Source organism: Microbacterium sp. YJN-G, from assembly GCF_015040615.1.
Classification (GTDB): Bacteria; Actinomycetota; Actinomycetes; order Actinomycetales; family Microbacteriaceae; genus Microbacterium.
In genome coordinates this window covers 2,298,793-2,316,485 of sequence record NZ_CP060402.1, presented here as the reverse complement: position 1 = coordinate 2,316,485, position 17,693 = coordinate 2,298,793, and the positions used below count along the sequence as shown (strand labels likewise).

Below are 17,693 nucleotides of genomic sequence, written 5' to 3'. Positions count from 1 at the left end.
GGTCATCTACGAATCGAGTGCCCAAGGGATCGTTCCCCACTGAACGCCGTTCCACGCATCCCTCAGTTCTGCATCAGACTTCGGAAGGACAACCGAGCGCAAGTCTGCCAACTGCGCGGCAGCCCAACGTGCGTCTCTGAGCAACGAACGTGATCCTCCGAGATCCGCCAACGCCCTCGACGCGCCGCCTCCGTGCGCAATTGCATTGCGGACTCCGTAGACCTGGTCGTATCGCTTGAACCGCTCCTGACGCCGCGCCGGATCGCGTTCTAGAAGCGCGAAACGCCCCTTGCTCACAGCGCCAGGAGCAGCGTCCTTCCCAGTCAGCAGCGAATCGAGCGCGACGCAAACAGCGAGCGCCGCGTCATCTTCGGACGATGCCCAGAAGGCGCGCGCGTACCATCTCGCCGCCACACGAAGCCGTTGTGCGAGGGCATCATCGGACTGAAGCAATTCGGCTATCAGTCGGCACTCATCTCCCTCGATCAGCTTGTCGATCGGCATCGGGTCAGCACTGAACCAGTGGAATCCGTTTCGGTTGCCGAAGCCGCTGATAGACAGAACACGTGCACCCAGCTCGCCTGCCCCCTTCTCGCCGAGCAGCGCTCCTAGCGCCCCTCGATCCAGCGCGAGGCCGCGGACACCTGGGCGATTGGTGGCACCTCTTCCGGAGTGAATCCCGTAATCTTCGAGACGCCCCGAATACATCAACGTGAGCCCAATTAGGTCCTCGAGTGAGCGCTCAAAGTCGTCATATGCCAGACGCTCTTGCCTGTTGCTCGCCGCGGTCGCTACGACATACGATCCGAACTCGCCCGTGAGCTGTTCCGTGTGATGCACGAGGGCATTGGTGGATGGTGCATCAAGCTTCAGCGTCGCGGCCAGATGCTTCGCGTCCTTCTCCGATGCCAACCGGGCGACCGTGATCCCTCCGATTGTCTGAGGCGCAGAGTGCCAAGTCACGTTGGCGAGGGCCGCCACGACGCGAACCGGCTTAGGCCTCAGAATTCGGTCGACGGCAGAATCCAGATCAGCCTGAGGGCTTACGGCGACATGAGCGAGCAATTGGAGAACGACCGTCCAGACGTCTTCGTCACGCCAGACTTCGCGCACGCCGGGCATCCGAAGGATGTTCTCTACCGCGTCGGTGAGCGGTGCAATACCTGCATCCGCGACGGTCATCGAACCATCCGGTCCCGTGAAGGCCCTCGATGGCGATGCGCGGTAGCTGGGGTTGACCCATGCCCATCCGATGCGCGGGTCAGCCTCGGTGCTGTGCACCGCCATACGCGCCAGCTCCAGCGCGGCGACTATTGCGGCTTTCTGGTCCTTGGACTTCAATGCACGCTCCTTCGAGTTCTGTGACCCTGCGCACAGGCCTTGAGATTTTCCGGCGGCACGCAGTCTGCCCTGACGGCGAGCGATCCACGCATGCGCACCGGGAACCAAATCTATTCGCGAGTGGGGATCGACCTCGAAGGCGGCCAGTGCAACGAGTGCACCAATCAGGGTCACCTCGTCAACTCCAGACACCTCATCCGATGGCTGAGGAATCCTGCAAGCACGAGCCGGTCCCGTAAACGGGCATTGCCCGTTTACGGATGCTCGCTTGCTGCCGTTCTGCGGCCTACAGTCGAAGTCCGTCCGTGCGGCGTACGGTCCGCTGTCTGTCGAATCCGAACCGAGCCGGTGGTTCCACGGACTCTCGGGCGTCTTCGACGAGGGGAGCGAACTGACGGAGGAGCGACACGTACCCGAAGTGGATGTTGTACGTCAGGGCATACCCGGCTGCTTCGTCGCGGATGACCCGGTCGGTCGGGCTCTGGGGGATCTGGTCGTAGACGTATCCGTTGACCAGTGCCGCATCCCGCGTCTCTTGGCCGTAGTCCCACAGCGACAGATGCTGGATTGCCGCGTCGGGCCCGCTCTTGTCGATCACGTCGAGCACGATGTCGGCTTCTTCGCCCTGCAGGAAGACGACGCTCATCCAGCGCTGCTCCTCCGCGATCTCGGCCGTGTGCCTACGGGCTGCTCCGGTGGTGCGATTGCTCATGGTGAGCTCCCTTCTCCACCTAGGAGGTACGTGGCGCGCGCACGCCGCGACAGCAGGGATATCGCGCCGGCGATGGGTCAATTACGCTTGTGAGTGCGTGGTCAAGCCGCTCGCTGATGCGAATTGGGCGCGACTGGCACGCAGATGGCACGAGGATCGCGCCGACACAGATTTTCCGCACGATTCCGCGGGTCGCGACGAGGACTGGGACTTCTGACCGCGACGACGGTCACGGGATGACGAGGGGCGGATGCTGCACGGCATCCGCCCCTCGGTCGCCTCAGCCCTGCCCGCTGTAGTCGGGGAGCTGCTGCAGCGTCCAGGTGTTGCCGTCGGGGTCGTCGAAGGTGACGAAACGGCCCCAGGCGAGCTCCTCCACGCCCTGCGCGTCGATGCCGAGCCCCCGCAGATGCGCGAGCGCCTCGTCGGCATCCGGCACGACGACCTGGATGGTGTTCTGCTGCCCTGGCTCGAGCTGGACGCCCAGCCCCATCCCGAACGCGATGGAGCAGGCCGAGCCCGGCGGGGTCATCTGCACGAACCGCAGACCGTCCGTCGGCGTCTGGTCGTGGTCGGCGTGGAAGCCGACCTTCTGGTAGAAGTCCTTCGCCCGGTCGATATCGGTGACCGGCACGAAGATCAGCTCGATCTTCCAGTCCATGATCCTGCACCTTCCTCGAGAGAACGAGAGCCGGGTGGCTCACCCGAAGAACGATAAGCCCGACGGCCGTCAACCGGAACGTCCTCAGACGGCTCTCGCAGGCGCCGATGCGGACGCCGAGACATGCCGTGCGCCGCATATCCACCCGCGTAGGGTGAGAGCAGCGATCGGCATCCGCCCTTGGCTTCGAAAGCTCAAGGGCACCCGATCGGCAGGAGAACATCATCACTCTCAACCAGGTCGACACGACCACCGCGACGCTCGGACCGATCCGCCAGACGTACGCAGGCACCGACGAGTTCCCGCCGATGACGCGCGCCTACCAGGACGTCTCGCGAGTCGTGCGCGAGACCGGGCTGCTGCACCGCACGCCCTGGTTCTACATCCTCGTCGGTACCGCGATCCTGCTCGGATTCGGCGGATGCGTGACGGGATTCATCCTGCTCGGCGACAGCTGGTTCCAGCTGCTCATCGCCGCGGCGCTCGGCATCCTGTTCACCCAGGTCGCCTTCCTCGCCCACGAGGCCGCGCATCGCCAGATCCTCGCCTCGGGCCCCGCGAACTTCCGTCTCGCACGCGTGCTCGCCGCCATCGTCGGCATGAGCTACTCGTGGTGGGACTCCAAGCACACCCGCCACCACGGCAACCCGAATCGCGTCGGCAAGGACCCCGACATCGAGGTCGACACCATCTCGTTCCTGGACGAGGACGCCCAGCGCTCGCGAGGCCTCGTCCGGTGGATCACGCTGCGCCAGGGCTGGCTCTTCTTCCCGCTGCTGACTCTCGAGGGGCTGAACCTGCACGTGCTGAGCGTGCGGCACCTGGCATCGCGTGGCCCGGTCAAAGGGCGCTGGGCCGAACTCGCCATGATCGCGGCGCGTTTCGCGATCGTCCTCGTGCCGGTGTTCCTGCTGCTGCCGCTCGGCATGGCGTTCGCGTTCATGGGCGTGCAGCTGGCCGTCTTCGGCGTCTACATGGGTGCGACCTTCGCCCCGAACCACAAGGGAATGCCGATCATCGCCCCCGACGCCAAGCTCGATTTCTTCTCGAAGCAGGTGCGCACCTCGCGCAACATCACCGGCGGCTGGTGGGCCACCTGGCTGATGGGCGGGCTGAACTACCAGGTGGAGCACCACCTGTTCCCGAGCATGTCGCGACGCCACCTCGCGCGGGCGCGGGAGATCGTGCGCGACTACTGCACGGCCCAGAACGTGCCGTACACCGAGACGACGCTGCTGCGCTCGTACGGCATCGTCATCAGCTATCTGAACCACGTGGGCCTCGCCGCCCGCGATCCCTTCGACTGCCCGATCACCGCGCAATACCGCCGCGCCTGACGTTCGCGTCATTATGGCCTCTCGGCGATGCAGGCGGAACCCCATCCGCATCGTCGCAGAGCACGGGTAACTTCACCTGTTCGAACGGTGATGACTCCGCGCCGGCACCGTGCCGGGGAGGTCATCATCTGCGAAGAGAAGGGTGAGAATATGCGCAAGGCAACAGCGACGATGGCCACGGCGATGCTGATCCTCGGAGGCCTCACGATGAGTGCTCCGGCCTTCGCCGACCCGCCGGGTCCGGGAAGCACGCAGTGCTCGCCGGGGCAGAACGGCAACCCGCAACCCGGATTCAAGCCGGGCGTGTGTGACAACCACCGCAACTAGGTGACCGTCGGGGCGACGACGGCTTCGCCTGAGACCGCAGGCAGGCGGATGCCCGAGGGCATCCGCCTTCCGTGTCTCGGGACATCGACGAAACGCCCGCTCAGCCCTTCGGGTACCCCGTGCCCTTCAGTATCCGGGCGAGGTGCGCGGCGTTCGCGGCGGCGGTCGCTGTCGACTGCGCCACCTTCTCGGGAGTCTCGGGCAGGTCGCGGTAGTCGGTCTTCTGCATCGCCTCGCCGTTCCAGTAGATCGACCCCTGCGCCGGGATCGTGAAGCCGACGTCGTTGAGCGCCTGGAACACGATCGCGGCGATGTGGTGCGCGCCGTCCTCGTTGCCGACCACGACAGCGAGGGCGACCTTGTCGAACAGGATCGGCCGTCCCTGATCGTCGGTCTCCGACAGCTCGGCGTCCAGCCGCTCCAGCACCCGCTGGGCGACGCTGGAGTGCTGACCCAGCCACGTCGGGGTGGCGAAGACGAGGATGTCGGCGGCGAGCACGCGCGAGCGCAGCTCGGGCCACTCGTCGTCGCCGCCCATGTCGGTCTGCACCCCGGGCAGGATGCGGTGGTCCACCGCTCGGATGCGGTCCGCGGTGACGCCGTGCTCGGCCAGGGCGTTCAGGACCTGCTCGCCCAGCACATGCGTGCTGGATCCCGCCGGTGAGGGCTTGAGCGTGCAGTTGATCAGAAGTGCGCTGAGCTGTTCGTCCATGCCCGCACGGTATCCCCGGCGCGCGGCGGTCGCCGAGGGGGTTCCGGATGCCGAGGGGATGCGCTACCGACGCGCCCCGCCGCACGCATGGAAGAACGTGAGGGGCCCGCGGCCGGATCGCTCCGGCCGCGGGCCCCTGTGGTCGTTCAAGACGCGGATCAGGCGACCGGTACGTCCACCGAGTCATCGATCGCGTCGTTGACCGGGCCGTCGCCCGGAGTCGCGGTCGTCCTGCGGCTGGTGATGAGGTGCCCGATGTAGTAGATGACGGCGGACGACACCAGGCCCGCGACGACCACCGACAGCTGAGGTGCGAAGCGGTCGACGATCAGGGCGATCGCCGCTGCCAGGCCCCAGCTGACGAACGCCAGCGGCTGCCACTTCTGGCTCTCGTCGTTGCGACGCTTGAGCACCAGCTGGTCCATGATCAGGATCGCCGCGATCGGCGGGACGATCAGGCCCAGCAGGTTCAGCCAGCCCTGGAACTGCGCCCACACGCCGGTGAGGGCGACCGCGATGCCGATGGCGCCGAGGATCAGCGTGACCACGCGCATGTTGCTCTTGGTCATGTGCGACCAGCCCGCGGCGCCGTTGTAGAGGCAATGCGTGCAGCCGACGCCGAGGTTCACGAAGACGAAGATGATGGCCAGGACCTTCAGGACGCCGCCGGCGCTGGCCAGGATGCCGATGAAGTCGCCACCGTTCTGCGAGGCGTTGACCACCAGCGCGGAGGCGCTGGCGACGATCACCGCACCGATGCCCTCGGCGATGAACTTGGCGATCGGGAAGGCGGTGAACGCGGCGAAGAAGCCGTGCTTGCCGTTCTTCGCCCACCGGGTGAAGTCGGCGGTCATGGTGCCCGAGTCGGTGAAGGTCGAGAAGATCATCGTGACGGCGACGCCGAACGACAGTGCGCCGGCGCCGGCGAGCGGCTCGTACTCGAAGATCGCCGAGGTGCCGCTGTTGAACGCGATCACGATGGCGGCGATGCCGAGGATGACGTACAGGGGAGCGGCGAAGTACCCCAGGATGGTCAGCGCCTTGATGCCGATGAACGTCGCGGCCACGTAGAGCACGCCGCCGAGCAGCGTCATCAGCAGCAGGTTCTGGCCGAAGGAGCGGGCCATCGTGTCGCCGGTGAGGCCGACCATCAGAGCGAACCAGCCGATGACGACGGTCGACAGCAGGCCCGACACGACGACGTATCCGGCCTTGCCGAACGTGCGCTTCGCCGAGATGGCGAAGCTCTCGCCGGTCTTGCCGGCGAGGTAGCTCAGCGATCCGACGACCACCATCAGCATCAGGTTGCCGACCAGGATGGCGAGGATGCCCATCTTGAAGCCGAGCATGGCGGTGACAGCGCCGCCGATGACGGCGCTGGTGAGCACCAGCGGGAAGCTGTACCAGACAGCAGACACGGAGGCGAAGCTCCTCCGGTGCTCCTGGGGCACAGGCGTGTGCTCGTACTCCGAATCCAGCAGGGTGGATGCTTCCTTTGCCGTTGACATGCCGGGCCGTCCTTCGTCAGCGAATGTGGCTTGGTATACCGTTTGGTATTTGGGTATACCATACCCGTCTCTGGGAGGAACCTGGGCATCCGCGACCGTGCATAATCGCCGCGGCCTCGAGATGTTCTGACGCCGGCGGTCTCAGGGCGCCACGACGAGACTCCCGTTCCGCCTCAGGCCGGAACGGAAGTCTCGAGCGGATGCTGCGAAACGGTGAGGTCAGGCGTCGCGGTGCGCGTGGTAGTACGACAGCAGCGCCTTCGTGGACGGATCCTGCGCGGCCACGGCATCCGCATCGCCCTCGATCGCCGGGGCGATCTGCAGGGCCAGCTGCTTGCCGAGCTCGACACCCCACTGGTCGAAGGAGTTGATGCCCCAGATCACGCCCTGCGTGAAGGTGATGTGCTCGTACAGGGCGATCAGCTGACCCAGCACGGCCGGGGTGAGCGACGGCGCGAAGATCGACGTGGTCGGTCGGTTGCCGCTGAACGTGCGCGCGGCGACGAGCGCGCCCGTGGTGCCCTCGGCCTCGACCTCTTCGGCGGTCTTGCCGAAGGCGAGAGCCTTGGTCTGCGCGAGGAAGTTCGCCAGGAACAGCCCGTGCACGTCGCGGCCGCCGTCCTTGAGCGGGTATGCCGGGTTCACGAACGCGATGAAGTCGGCGGGGATCAGCCGGGTGCCCTGGTGGATGAGCTGGTAGAACGCGTGCTGGCCGTTCGTGCCAGGCTCGCCCCAGAACACCTCGCCGGTCTCGGTGGTGACCGGCGAGCCGTCCCAGCGCACCGACTTTCCGTTGGACTCCATGGTCAGCTGCTGCAGGTAGGCGGCGAAACGGCTGAGCTGCTGCGCGTACGGCAGCACGGCGTGCGACTGCGCGCCGAGGAAGTTCACGTACCAGACGTTGAGCAGGCCCATCAGCACCGGCACGTTCTGCCCCAGCGGGGTGGTGCGCACGTGCTCGTCGACGGCGTGGAAGCCCGCGAGCAGCTCGCGGAACACGGCGGGGCCGAACACGATCGTCAGCGACAGTCCGATGGCCGAGTCGACCGAGTAGCGGCCGCCCACCCAGTCCCAGAACCCGAACGCGTTCTTCGGGTCGATGCCGAACTCCTCGACCTTGTCGAGCGCGGTCGACACGGCCACAAAGTGGTGCGCCACAGCATCCGTCCGGCTCGCCTCGTCGTCGCCGATGGCACCGGATGCTGCCAGCCCCGCCCACAGCCAGTCGCGCGCGAGGCGTGCGTTGGTGAGGGTCTCGAGCGTGGTGAAGGTCTTCGACGCCACGATGAACAGCGTGGCCTCGGGGTCGAGATCGGCGGTCTTCTGCGCGAGGTCGGTCGGGTCGATGTTCGAGACGAAGCGTGCCTCGATGCCGGCATCCGCGTAGGGCTTCAGGGCCTCGTAGGCCATGACCGGCCCGAGGTCGGAGCCGCCGATGCCGATGTTCACAACGTGCGTGACCTTCTTGCCGGTCACACCCACCCACTCGCCCGAGCGCACCCGCTCGGAGAACGCCGACAGGGTGTCGAGCACGTCCTGCACGTCCTGATCGATCTCCTGCCCGTCGACGACGAGGGCGGGGGACGCGCCGGCGGGACGACGCAGCGCCGTGTGCAGCACCGCACGATCCTCGGTGGTGTTGATGTGCTCGCCGGCCAGCATCGCGGCGTACCGCTCGGCGACACCGGTCTGCTCAGCCAGGCGCACCAGGGCGGCGACGATCTCGTCGGTGACGAGGTTCTTCGACAGGTCGACGTGCAGGTCGGCCAGGGGCAGGCTCAGCCGCTCGACACGGCCGGGATCCGCGTCGAACCAGGCGCGCAGATCGGGGGAGAAGCTCTCGCGAAGAGAGGTGAGCTCAGCCCAGGCGGAGGTGGTCGTCGCATCGATCGGAGCGGTCATGCCACAACGCTAGCCGGTCGCGGAACCGCGTCGGGCGACGATGTCGTCGCAGTGCCATGCCGCCCGCCGACCGGACCTGTAGCGTTGCCTCTGACACAGGAGGAACCATGAAGACAGTGCCGTTCGGTCCGGTCACAGCGCCCGCGGTCATCGCCGGGATGATGCGCATCCCCGACAAGACGGATGCCGAGGTGCGGGAGCTGTACGACACGGCCCGCGATGCGGGGATCGACTTCTTCGATCACGCCGACATCTACGGCGGGGCGATGCACGTGTGCGAGGACCGCTTCGCGAGCGCCCTGCAGCTGTCGCCCTCCGAGCGTGCCGAGATCACGCTGCAGACCAAGTGCGGCATCGTGCCGTCGGAGCAGATGTTCGACTTCTCGTACGAGCACATCGTCACCCAGGTCGAAGGCTCGCTGAAGGCCCTGCGCACCGACTACATCGACGTGCTGCTGCTGCACCGGCCCGACGCACTCGTCGAGCCCGAGGAGGTCGCCCGGGCCTTCGACGAACTCGCCGTCGCGGGCAAGGTGCGCGCCTTCGGAGTATCGAACCACACGCCGCGCCAGATCGATCTGCTGCGCACCGCCGTGACGCACCCGCTGATCGCCAACCAGCTGCAGCTGTCGATCACGCACTCGCCGATCATCGCACAGGGCATCGCCGCGAACATGTCGGGCGAGGAGCAGAGCATCGTCCGCGACGGCGGCGGGATCGTGGAGTACTGCCGCATCAACGGCATCACCATCCAGGCGTGGTCGCCGTTCCAGGCCGGCTTCTTCGACGGCGTCTTCCTCGGCAACCCCGAGCACGCCGAGCTCAACGCCGTGATCGACCGCCTCGCCGCCAAGTACGACGTTGCGCCCATAGCGATCGCCACCGCGTGGATCACCCGCCACCCCGCACAGATGCAGGTGGTGCTGGGCACCACCACTCCGCAGCGGGTGGCGGATACCGCGGCCGGCGCCGACGTCGAGCTCAGCCGCGCCGAGTGGTACGAGCTGTTCCGCGTCGCCGGGCACATCATCCCGTGAGCACTGCGAACGGGTATCCGCTGATCTCGGCGGCCGAGCTGCGGGAGCGGCTCGGCGAGGTGCACGTGCTGGACGCGCGCTGGCAGCTCGGTCGCGATGACGGACGCGAGCAGTACCTCGCCGGGCACATCCCCGGTGCCGTGTTCATCGACGTCGAGGGCGAGCTGTCGCGTCACGGTGCACCGCACGAGGGACGGCATCCGCTGCCCGATGACACCGCGCTCGCCGCATCCGCCCGTCGCTGGGGCATCCGCCGTGGCGTACCGGTCGTGATCTACGACGATCACCGGATGCTGGCCGCCTCGCGCGCCTGGTGGGCGCTGCGCCGCGCCGGGCTCACCGACGTGCGGGTGCTCGACGGCGCCTGGCCGGCCTGGACGGCCGCCGGCGGCGAGGTCGAGACGGGCGACGTGACCATCACTGAGGGTGACGTCGAACTGTCCGCACCTGCTGAGGCCGGGATCATCGGCACCGACGACGCGGCGGCCTGGCCGCAGCGCGGCGTGCTGCTCGATGCCAGGGCCGCAGAGCGCTTCCGCGGGGACACCGAACCGATCGACCCCGTCGCCGGGCACATCCCCGGTGCGCGCAGCCTGCCCATCGCGCAGGTGCTCACCGACGACGGCCGGTTCCGACCGGCAGCCGAGATCGCAGCGGCCTTCGACGCAGTGGGTGCACACGGCGAGACGCCCATCGCCGCCTACTGCGGGTCGGGGATCACCGCCGCGCAGCTCGCCCTCGCCGGTGCACTCGTCGGGCGGGACGTGACGATCTACCCCGGCTCGTGGAGCGCCTGGTCGAACACTTCCGGACGGCCGGTCGCGACCGGCGCCGAATGAGCGCCGGCTCACGGTCCCCGCGCACCACGCGTCGTCTACTCTGAGTCCATGGGTTTTGTGCTGTCGCTGATCGTCCTGGCGCTGATGGCGTTCGCACTCGTGGACATCATCCGGCGCGACGACGCGCAGGTGAAGTACATGCCCAAGTTCGTCTGGATGCTGCTGGTCGTGCTGCTGCCCTTCATCGGCAGCATGCTGTGGTTTGGCATCGGACGCGAGTACCCGGAGGGCGGCCTCCAGATCCGCAGGCCGAGCCACCCCGAGCGGTCCCGGCCGCCGGCTGCCCCGCCTGCGCCGGTGATCCCGGTGGACACTCGCACGACCGAGCAGCAGATCGCCGACCTCGACCGTGAGATCGAGGAGTGGCGCCTGCGCGAGGAGATCGAGAAGCGCAGGCGGGAGCGCGAGGACCCTTCGACAGGCTCAGGGACCCAGGAGTAGGGCGGAGCTAGGGTCGGGACCAGCCCTCCGACAGGCTCAGGGACCCATCCCCACGCCCCACTCCAGCCGTCGCTCCGCGCCGGCCGGAGCCTCCGGGGGCGTGTGGCCCCTGCTCAAGCGAGCCACCTTGCTGGGGCTCGGCCCGGGGGTCAGCGGGCGGGGAGGGAGGCGCGCAGCGCCTCGTTCAGATTCGGACGCTGGAAGGCGTAACCCGCCTTGACGAGCCGGCCGGGCAGCACCCACCGGCTCTTGAGGATCAGCTCGGTCTCGGTGCGGATCGCCATCGCGCCGATCTCCAGCATCCATCGCGGCGTCGGCGGGCCGAAGCGCACGCCGAGCGCGCGCCGCACGGCGGCCATGAAGGTCGCGTTGTCGACGGGATGCGGGGTGGAGGCGTTCACCGGACCGTCCAGTTCGGGATGCCGCTCGAGGAAGTCGATGATCCCGACGAGGTCGTCGACGTGGATCCAGCTGAACCGCTGCCGCCCACCCCGGGGACCGGGCACGTGAGCGGTGCCGGCCGCGCGCCGGGCGGCTGTGACCGGCCACCACCCGTCGAGCTGCGTGCCGCCGAGTCCGAGGCGCGCGAGGTGACGCAGCGGGCCGAGCACACCGCCGTCGCCGAGCACGATCGCGGTGCGCAGCGCCACCCTGCGCGTGGAGGGAAGATCGTCGGCGAACAGCGCCCGCTCCCAGGCCTTCGCCACCTCGACGGAGAAGCCGGTGCCGATCTCACCGTCCGCCTCGGTCATCGGGCGGTCCTCGGCGTGCCGGTAGATCGTCGCCGTCGACGAGTTGATCCACAGGGGCGGGGGAGCGGATGCCCGGCGGATCGCACCGCTCAGCGCGGCCGTCGTGTCGATGCGTGACGACAGGATCGCCGCCCGGTTCGCCGGCGTGTACCGGCAGCTGACGCTCTTGCCGGCCAGCCCGACCACGAGCGCCGCGCCGTCGACGGCGGCGTCGATGCCCGCCTGGTCATGCCACGTCAGGTCGGCTCCGGAACGCGAGACGGTCACGACTTCACGGCCCTCGGCGGCGTAGTGCCGTTGCAGGTGCCGCCCGATGAACCCGGTCGAGCCGCCGATCACCACCCGGTTCATGCCGTCTCGTCCTCGATGCGGTACTCGAATGTGCCCTCGTACTCGTAGATCCGCCCGAGCAGGGGCATGTCCATGGTCAGTGAGACACGCTGACGTCCGGCCTGCTTCTCGGCGCTCTCGCGCAGCCGCACCACCGGGGCGATCAGAGAGGGAAGCGGAATGCGCACACTGCCGAGGCGGATGCCGACCGCGGTGCTCCGCAGGGCCAGGGCGTCGCCGTCCACCGACACGGTGAAGGCGACGGCGACCGTCGCGGGCTCGCCGATCTGATCGACCACGCGTCCGCGAGGACGGGCACTGACGGCATCCCGCATCGTCCAGTCGCCCTCCGGCAGGTGGAACGTCCGCGCGCTGACCGCCTTGCCGGCGATGGTGCGGTTGCGCACCGTGAACGGCAGCTGCTCATGCCAGCCCGCCACCAGGGCTCCGCGCCGCTGCAGCATCCGCAGCACCGGCCAGAGCCAGCGGCGCGGCGTACCGACCCGCTCGAAGACGCCCTCACCGATGCCGACGTGGCCCGCCGGGAGGGCGGAGAAGTAGGCGGACAGCCCCGGGTGGAGTCTCGTGCGATCCGTTCCCAGCGCCCGCAGGTACGGGGACTGGGGGATGTGGCGCATGCCCCGATCCTATCGGCGGGGCATGCGCCGCACTCCGGTCACCGCCCCGCCGTGTGGTCGAGGTTCAGGACGAGGTCTCGCGCAACCGGATCAGCCGCTCGTGACCGGTCTCCTCGAGTTCGGCGATGTCGTCACGGGACTTCAGGAACTCCGAGAACGACCGGTAACCGAGCGCCTTCTCGCTGAACGAGGGATCCATCCGCCGCATCTGCGTCTTCACGGCCGAGCTGTGCAGCCACTCGTCGGCCTCGGCCTTGTCGTGCCCGAGCCGCAGGGCGCGTTCGAGCAGCGCGGTCGCCTCGCCCTGGTCGTCGACCTTCGCCGCGGCCTTCGCCTTGCGGGTGGCCGCGGCGGTTTTGGTCGCGGACTTGTCCTTCGTGGTCGTGGTCGTGGTCGTCTCGGCCTTGACCGGGCGGGCGACGCCCGGCAGCGAGTCGTACGACTCGAACTCGTCGCACGCCGCGGCCAGCGACTTCGCGGTCGAGCCGGCGACGCCCACGCCGATGACGTAGCGTCCCAGCCGCTTGCAGCGCTGCGCAAGGGGCACGTAGTCGCTGTCGCCGGCGACGATCACGACGTGGGTGAGGTCGGGCAGGCGGAACATGTCTTCGACGGCGTCGACCGCGAGGCGGATGTCGGCGCCGTTCTTGGCGTACGCCGCGGCGGGGAACAGCTGCACGAGGTCGACCGCACGGGCGACCAGCTGCGAGCGGTACTCGGCGTTCACGGGCGATGACCAGTCGGCATAGGCGCGGGTGAGCACGAGGGTGCCGAACGAGGACGCGTAGTCGATGATCGCGCCGACCTCGATCATCGCCTGACGCAGCCGCTCGGTGACGGCGGCGTCGTTGGGGTCATCCGTGATGCGCTGACGATCCTTGCCGTACGCGTTGCGCCCGTGCACGCGGTCGTACCAGGAGATGACGATGTTGTCGAAGTCCAGGTAGACGGCGACGCGACCCGCGTTCTCGGCCATGATCAGGCCTCGTCCGGGTAGACCACGCCGATCTGGCGGCGGATCTCGTCGAGGGTTCCCATGATGGCCACCGTCTCGGCGATCGGCAGCTCGTCGCCCTCGATCAGACCCTCGCGGACGAACCGCTCGGCTGCGAGCGCCTGGTACTGCATGCCCCGTCCCTGCACGTCGGAGCGGTATTCGTCGAGGACCGCCCCGTCGGGGCCGACGACGCGGAACGAGGTGGGGCTGTACCAGACGCGGTCGATGTCGACGCGTGCCTCCGTGCCGATGACGGATGCCGCGTTGGGGCCGGCCGCGCGCGACGACGACAGGCTCGTCGAGATCGCGCCGCCCGCGTGGGTCATCAGGGTGGCGACCTCGGCATCCGCGCCCGTCTCGATGAGGCGGGCGGAGGCCTGGATGCTCACCGGCTCACCGAGCACATCCCAGATGAACGAGATCGGGTAGATGCCCAGATCCAGCAGCGCGCCTCCGCCGAGTTCGAGCGCGTTCAGGCGGTGCGCCGGGTCGTCGGAGAGCAGCTGGGTGTGGTCGGCGGTCACCGCGCGGACCTCGCCGAGCGTGCCCGCCGCGATGATCTCGCGCAGCCGCACCATGTGCGGCAGGTAGCGGGTCCACATCGCCTCCATCGCCAGCAGGCCCTTCTCGGCGGCAAGACGCTGCACATCCTCGGCCTGGGCGCGGTTGAGGGTGAAGGGCTTCTCGACGAGGACGTGCTTGCCGTGCTCGAGCGCCAGCAGCGCGTTCTCGCGGTGCATCGGGTGCGGGGTGGAGACGTAGATGATGTCGACGTCGGGGTCGGTCACCAGCGCCTCGTACGAGTCATGCGCGCGCGGGATGTCGAAGCGCGCCGCGAAGGCGTCGGCCGACTCCTGGCTGCGCGACCCCACCGCCACGAGGTCGAGACCCGCGGTGCGCAGGTCGGATGCGAAGGCGGCGGCGATGCCGCCGGTGGCGAGGATTCCCCAACGAAGACCGGTCATGCGTCCCAGCGTAGTGGGCGCCCCCGACCCGAACCGCGATCGATGACGCGCGGTCGCCACGCCCCGATGGCGACCAGCACGCCGCCGATCCCGAGCATCAGCGCGGATGCTCCCGGCACGCCGAGCAGCTGCTGAACCGGCGGCAGGTAGTACGGGTACAGCGCAGGCAGGATGATCGACGTGCTGTATGCGAGCCCGTAGCCCGTCGCCCGGATCGAACGAGGGAACTGCTCGGCGAGATGCGCGCCGATCGGGCCGTACGCCGACACGGTGATCACCTGCAGCAGCGCGACGAGCACCACGAGCACGACGCCCGACGAACGGAACACGCCGAGGATCGTCAGCGGTGCCGCGACCGCCGCCACGACCCCGAACCAGAACAGCAGTCGATGGCGCCCGATGCGCGTGGAGGCGGCGCCGGTGGCGACCATCGCGACCGCCGAGACGATCGTGGCCACGAGCATCGTGAACGCCACCGCCGAACCGTCCAGGCCGATGATCGTGCCGAGCTGAGGGGTCAGCAGCGCGACGGCAATGTTCGTGAACAGCCACAGCCCCGTCATCAGCACGAACAGCCGGACGAACGTGCCGCGCGAACCACGCACCGCGGCCGTGATCACGCCGGCGGCGGGCGGGCTCGGCTCGTCGCGATCCTCGACGCGCAGACGGAGATAGAGGAACAGCGCCGCGGTGAGGAGCGCTCCGGCGAGGAAGGGGAAGCGCCAGCCCCAGCCGGCGTAGGCGTCGGGGCCCAGGATGGCGAGCAGTCCGAGCGTCGATGCGGCGAGGGTCGCGTTGGCCGCCGGCGACATCGCCATGATCAGGCCGCTGAGCGCGCCGCGACGCCGCGGCTCGGCCCACTCCATCGCCAGGGGGATCGCCGCGGTGTACCCGCCGCCAATGAACACCCCGCCCAGAAAGCGCAGGGCGACGAGGGCGACGAGCCCTGCATGCCCGGCGCCCAACGGCACGAGCGCCATCGCGAAGGTCACGAGGGCGACACCGGCGACGCTGATCCTGGTGATGCGCGAGCGGCCGATGCGGTCGGCGAGCGGGCCGAAGATCGCCGAGCCGAGGGGTCGGCCGATCAGCGTGGCGACGAACACCAGGGCCGAGGCGAGGGCGGCGTTCGGCGCTCCGTAGATCGCCACCGCCGCCGGCGCGAGGGCGAGCACGGGCAGGAAGATGTCGAACTGGTCGATGTAGTTCGTGAGCACGGCTCCCCGGGCCGCGCGCGCCGCCCCGTGACCCGGAGCAGGGTGCGCGACGGGTGCCTGAGCAGTCGACGTGTCAGTGCGCACGAGCGGGCACCTCCGGGGTTGGCAGGTACACGCTGGCGCCTGACCGGCGGAACTCATCCGACTTCGCGGCCATGCCCTCTGCGGCGATCCGCGCCTGATCGGCCACATCGCCGAACTCGTCGCGGATGTCCTGCGAGATGCGCATCGAGCAGAACTTCGGCCCGCACATCGAGCAGAAGTGCGCCGTCTTCGCCGGCTCGGCGGGCAGGGTCTCGTCGTGGAACTCCTCGGCCGTATGCGGATCGAGGGAGAGCGCGAACTGATCCCGCCAGCGGAACTCGAACCGCGCCTTCGACAGCGCATCGTCGCGAGCCTGCGCGCCCGGGTGGCCCTTTGCGAGGTCAGCGGCGTGCGCCGCGATCTTGTACGTGATGACGCCGGTCTTCACATCGTCGCGGTTCGGCAGGCCGAGGTGCTCCTTCGGAGTGACGTAGCAGAGCATCGCCGTGCCGTAGCGGGCGATCTCGGTCGCACCGATCGCCGAGGTGATGTGGTCGTAGCCGGGGGCGACATCAGTGACGAGCGGTCCGAGTGTGTAGAACGGGGCCCCGTCGCAGAGCTCCTGCTGACGCTCGACGTTCTCGCGCACGAGATGGAAGGGGATGTGGCCCGGTCCCTCGACCATCACCTGCACGTCGTACTGCCACGCACGCTTGGTGAGCTCGGCGAGCGTGTCCAGCTCGGCGAACTGCGCCTCGTCGTTCGCATCCGCGATCGACCCCGGCCGCAGCCCGTCGCCGAGAGAGAAGGCGACGTCGTAGCGCGCGAAGATCTCGCACAGCTCGTCGAAGTGCTCGTAGAGGAAGTTCTCCCGGTGGTGGCCGAGGCACCAGCCGGCCATGATCGATCCGCCGCGCGAGACGATGCCGGTGACCCGGTTCGCCGTCAGCGGCACATACCGCAGCAGCACGCCGGCGTGGATCGTCATGTAGTCGACGCCCTGTTCGCACTGCTCGATCACCGTGTCGCGGAAGATCTCCCAGGTGAGGGCCTGGTGGTCTCCGTTCACCTTCTCGAGCGCCTGGTAGATCGGCACGGTGCCGATCGGGACCGGGGAGTTGCGCAGGATCCACTCGCGAGTGGTGTGGATGTCGTCGCCGGTGGACAGATCCATGACGGTGTCGGCGCCCCAGCGAGTCGCCCACTCCAGCTTCGCGACCTCCTCGCGGATCGACGAGGTGACCGCGGAGTTGCCGATGTTCGCGTTGATCTTCACGAGGAACGCCCGCCCGATGATCATCGGCTCGGATTCAGGGTGGTTGACGTTGGCGGGGATGATCGCGCGCCCGGCCGCGACCTCGGAGCGCACGAGCTCGACGTCGCACCCCTCGCGCAGCGCGACGAAGCGCATCTCGGGCGTCACGATGCCCTGACGTGCGTAGTGCATCTGCGTGACACGGCGCCCGGCCGCGGCCCGCAGCGGCGTACGGGGCGAGCCGGCCCATTCGTCGCTGGCGCTGCCGCGCCGGATCGCGCCGCGGCCATCGTCCAGCAGATCCCTGGCGCGACCGTCGTACGCCTCGACGTCGCCGCGGGCGGCGATCCACGCCGCGCGCTGCGCGGGAAGTCCCACCGTCGGGTCTGCGCCGGGCCCCGCGGTACGGTACACCGTCACCGGAGTGTTGGTCGCACCCGACGGCGAGTCGTCGAGGTCGATCGCGGTGACGGGAACGTGGATGCCGTGCGCGGCGTCGATGAGATGGTCGAGTCGGTGCGTCGCGTAGTTCTCGGCGGACGTCTTCTCGGAGGGGACAGCAGACAGCACCATTCAGGGCTCCTTCTTCCTTCGCCGGCATTACCCGGACAGGTTCAGACGGTGCTCGGACGGCGTCAGCCCGATCTCAGCCCCCTGCCATGGGGCGCCCGTGGGATCTCGCGTGAAAGAGTACACCT

Annotated in this window: 17 protein-coding genes and 1 riboswitch; of the genes, 5 read left to right on the top strand and 12 right to left on the bottom strand. The window is 68.5% G+C overall.

Annotation, left to right across the window (positions count from 1 at the left end):
• Window positions 1–6 precede the first annotated feature (6 nt).
• The 3 genes from H7694_RS11145 to H7694_RS11135 form a co-directional block, all read right to left on the bottom strand.
• Complete coding sequence (locus H7694_RS11145; protein ID WP_193596578.1) at window positions 7–1,341, bottom strand: HEPN domain-containing protein; 1,335 nt, start codon at window positions 1,339–1,341, stop codon at window positions 7–9.
• A gap of 286 nt (window positions 1,342–1,627) precedes the next feature.
• Window positions 1,628–2,053 carry a hypothetical protein gene (locus H7694_RS11140; protein WP_193596577.1) on the bottom strand — a complete coding sequence of 142 codons (426 nt, stop codon included), beginning with the start codon at window positions 2,051–2,053 and terminating at the stop codon, window positions 1,628–1,630.
• Window positions 2,054–2,333: 280 nt separating this feature from the next.
• Complete coding sequence (locus tag H7694_RS11135; protein ID WP_193596576.1) at window positions 2,334–2,714, bottom strand: VOC family protein; 381 nt, start codon at window positions 2,712–2,714, stop codon at window positions 2,334–2,336.
• 221 nt (window positions 2,715–2,935) lie between these two features.
• Between H7694_RS11135 and H7694_RS11130 the strand changes: the two genes are divergently transcribed.
• Window positions 2,936–4,051 carry an acyl-CoA desaturase gene (locus tag H7694_RS11130; protein ID WP_319805281.1) on the top strand — a complete coding sequence of 372 codons (1,116 nt, stop codon included), beginning with the start codon at window positions 2,936–2,938 and terminating at the stop codon, window positions 4,049–4,051.
• Window positions 4,052–4,201: 150 nt separating this feature from the next.
• The gene (locus H7694_RS11125) at window positions 4,202–4,378 is read left to right on the top strand and encodes a hypothetical protein (protein WP_193596574.1); all 177 of its coding nucleotides are present in this window, start codon (window positions 4,202–4,204) and stop codon (window positions 4,376–4,378) included.
• A gap of 100 nt (window positions 4,379–4,478) precedes the next feature.
• Here H7694_RS11125 and H7694_RS11120 read toward each other — a convergent pair whose 3' ends face one another.
• The 3 genes from H7694_RS11120 to pgi all read right to left on the bottom strand — a co-directional run bounded on the left by H7694_RS11120 (window position 4,479) and on the right by pgi (window position 8,500).
• Window positions 4,479–5,090, bottom strand: a complete 612-nt coding sequence (locus H7694_RS11120; protein ID WP_193596573.1) for a flavodoxin family protein — start codon at window positions 5,088–5,090, stop codon at window positions 4,479–4,481.
• Window positions 5,091–5,248: 158 nt separating this feature from the next.
• The gene (locus H7694_RS11115; protein WP_193596572.1) at window positions 5,249–6,598 is read right to left on the bottom strand and encodes a cytosine permease; all 1,350 of its coding nucleotides are present in this window, start codon (window positions 6,596–6,598) and stop codon (window positions 5,249–5,251) included.
• Window positions 6,599–6,817: 219 nt separating this feature from the next.
• Window positions 6,818–8,500 carry a glucose-6-phosphate isomerase gene (gene pgi, locus H7694_RS11110; protein ID WP_193596571.1) on the bottom strand — a complete coding sequence of 561 codons (1,683 nt, stop codon included), beginning with the start codon at window positions 8,498–8,500 and terminating at the stop codon, window positions 6,818–6,820.
• 107 nt (window positions 8,501–8,607) lie between these two features.
• Here pgi and H7694_RS11105 point away from each other — a divergent pair, with 107 nt between their 5' ends.
• From H7694_RS11105 to H7694_RS11095, 3 genes are read left to right on the top strand one after another with little or no spacing between them, the layout of a single operon-like run.
• Window positions 8,608–9,537: an aldo/keto reductase gene (locus H7694_RS11105; protein ID WP_193596570.1), complete on the top strand. Its 930-nt coding sequence runs from the start codon at window positions 8,608–8,610 to the stop codon at window positions 9,535–9,537.
• Window positions 9,534–10,376 (top strand): sulfurtransferase, encoded by an 843-nt coding sequence (locus H7694_RS11100; RefSeq protein ID WP_227468075.1) that lies wholly within the window; start codon window positions 9,534–9,536, stop codon window positions 10,374–10,376. Before H7694_RS11105 ends, H7694_RS11100 begins: the two co-directional genes overlap by 4 nt.
• 48 nt (window positions 10,377–10,424) lie before the next feature.
• The gene (locus tag H7694_RS11095; protein WP_193596569.1) at window positions 10,425–10,817 is read left to right on the top strand and encodes a PLD nuclease N-terminal domain-containing protein; all 393 of its coding nucleotides are present in this window, start codon (window positions 10,425–10,427) and stop codon (window positions 10,815–10,817) included.
• 149 nt (window positions 10,818–10,966) lie between these two features.
• Here H7694_RS11095 and H7694_RS11090 read toward each other — a convergent pair whose 3' ends face one another.
• The 6 genes from H7694_RS11090 to thiC form a co-directional block, all read right to left on the bottom strand.
• Window positions 10,967–11,920 (bottom strand): epimerase, encoded by a 954-nt coding sequence (locus tag H7694_RS11090; RefSeq protein WP_193596568.1) that lies wholly within the window; start codon window positions 11,918–11,920, stop codon window positions 10,967–10,969.
• Window positions 11,917–12,537, bottom strand: a complete 621-nt coding sequence (locus H7694_RS11085; protein WP_193596567.1) for a DUF4166 domain-containing protein — start codon at window positions 12,535–12,537, stop codon at window positions 11,917–11,919. The genes H7694_RS11090 and H7694_RS11085 overlap by 4 nt, the downstream gene beginning before the upstream one ends.
• Window positions 12,538–12,601: 64 nt before the next feature.
• Window positions 12,602–13,513: an NYN domain-containing protein gene (locus tag H7694_RS11080; protein WP_193596566.1), complete on the bottom strand. Its 912-nt coding sequence runs from the start codon at window positions 13,511–13,513 to the stop codon at window positions 12,602–12,604.
• A gap of 2 nt (window positions 13,514–13,515) precedes the next feature.
• Window positions 13,516–14,499, bottom strand: a complete 984-nt coding sequence (locus H7694_RS11075) for a Gfo/Idh/MocA family protein (RefSeq protein ID WP_193596565.1) — start codon at window positions 14,497–14,499, stop codon at window positions 13,516–13,518.
• Window positions 14,496–15,800 carry an MFS transporter gene (locus tag H7694_RS11070; protein ID WP_227468074.1) on the bottom strand — a complete coding sequence of 435 codons (1,305 nt, stop codon included), beginning with the start codon at window positions 15,798–15,800 and terminating at the stop codon, window positions 14,496–14,498. The genes H7694_RS11075 and H7694_RS11070 overlap by 4 nt, the downstream gene beginning before the upstream one ends.
• Complete coding sequence (gene thiC, locus H7694_RS11065; protein ID WP_193596563.1) at window positions 15,790–17,568, bottom strand: phosphomethylpyrimidine synthase ThiC; 1,779 nt, start codon at window positions 17,566–17,568, stop codon at window positions 15,790–15,792. Before thiC ends, H7694_RS11070 begins: the two co-directional genes overlap by 11 nt.
• Window positions 17,563–17,677, bottom strand: a riboswitch (TPP riboswitch). It overlaps the preceding gene by 6 nt.
• Window positions 17,678–17,693 lie beyond the last annotated feature (16 nt).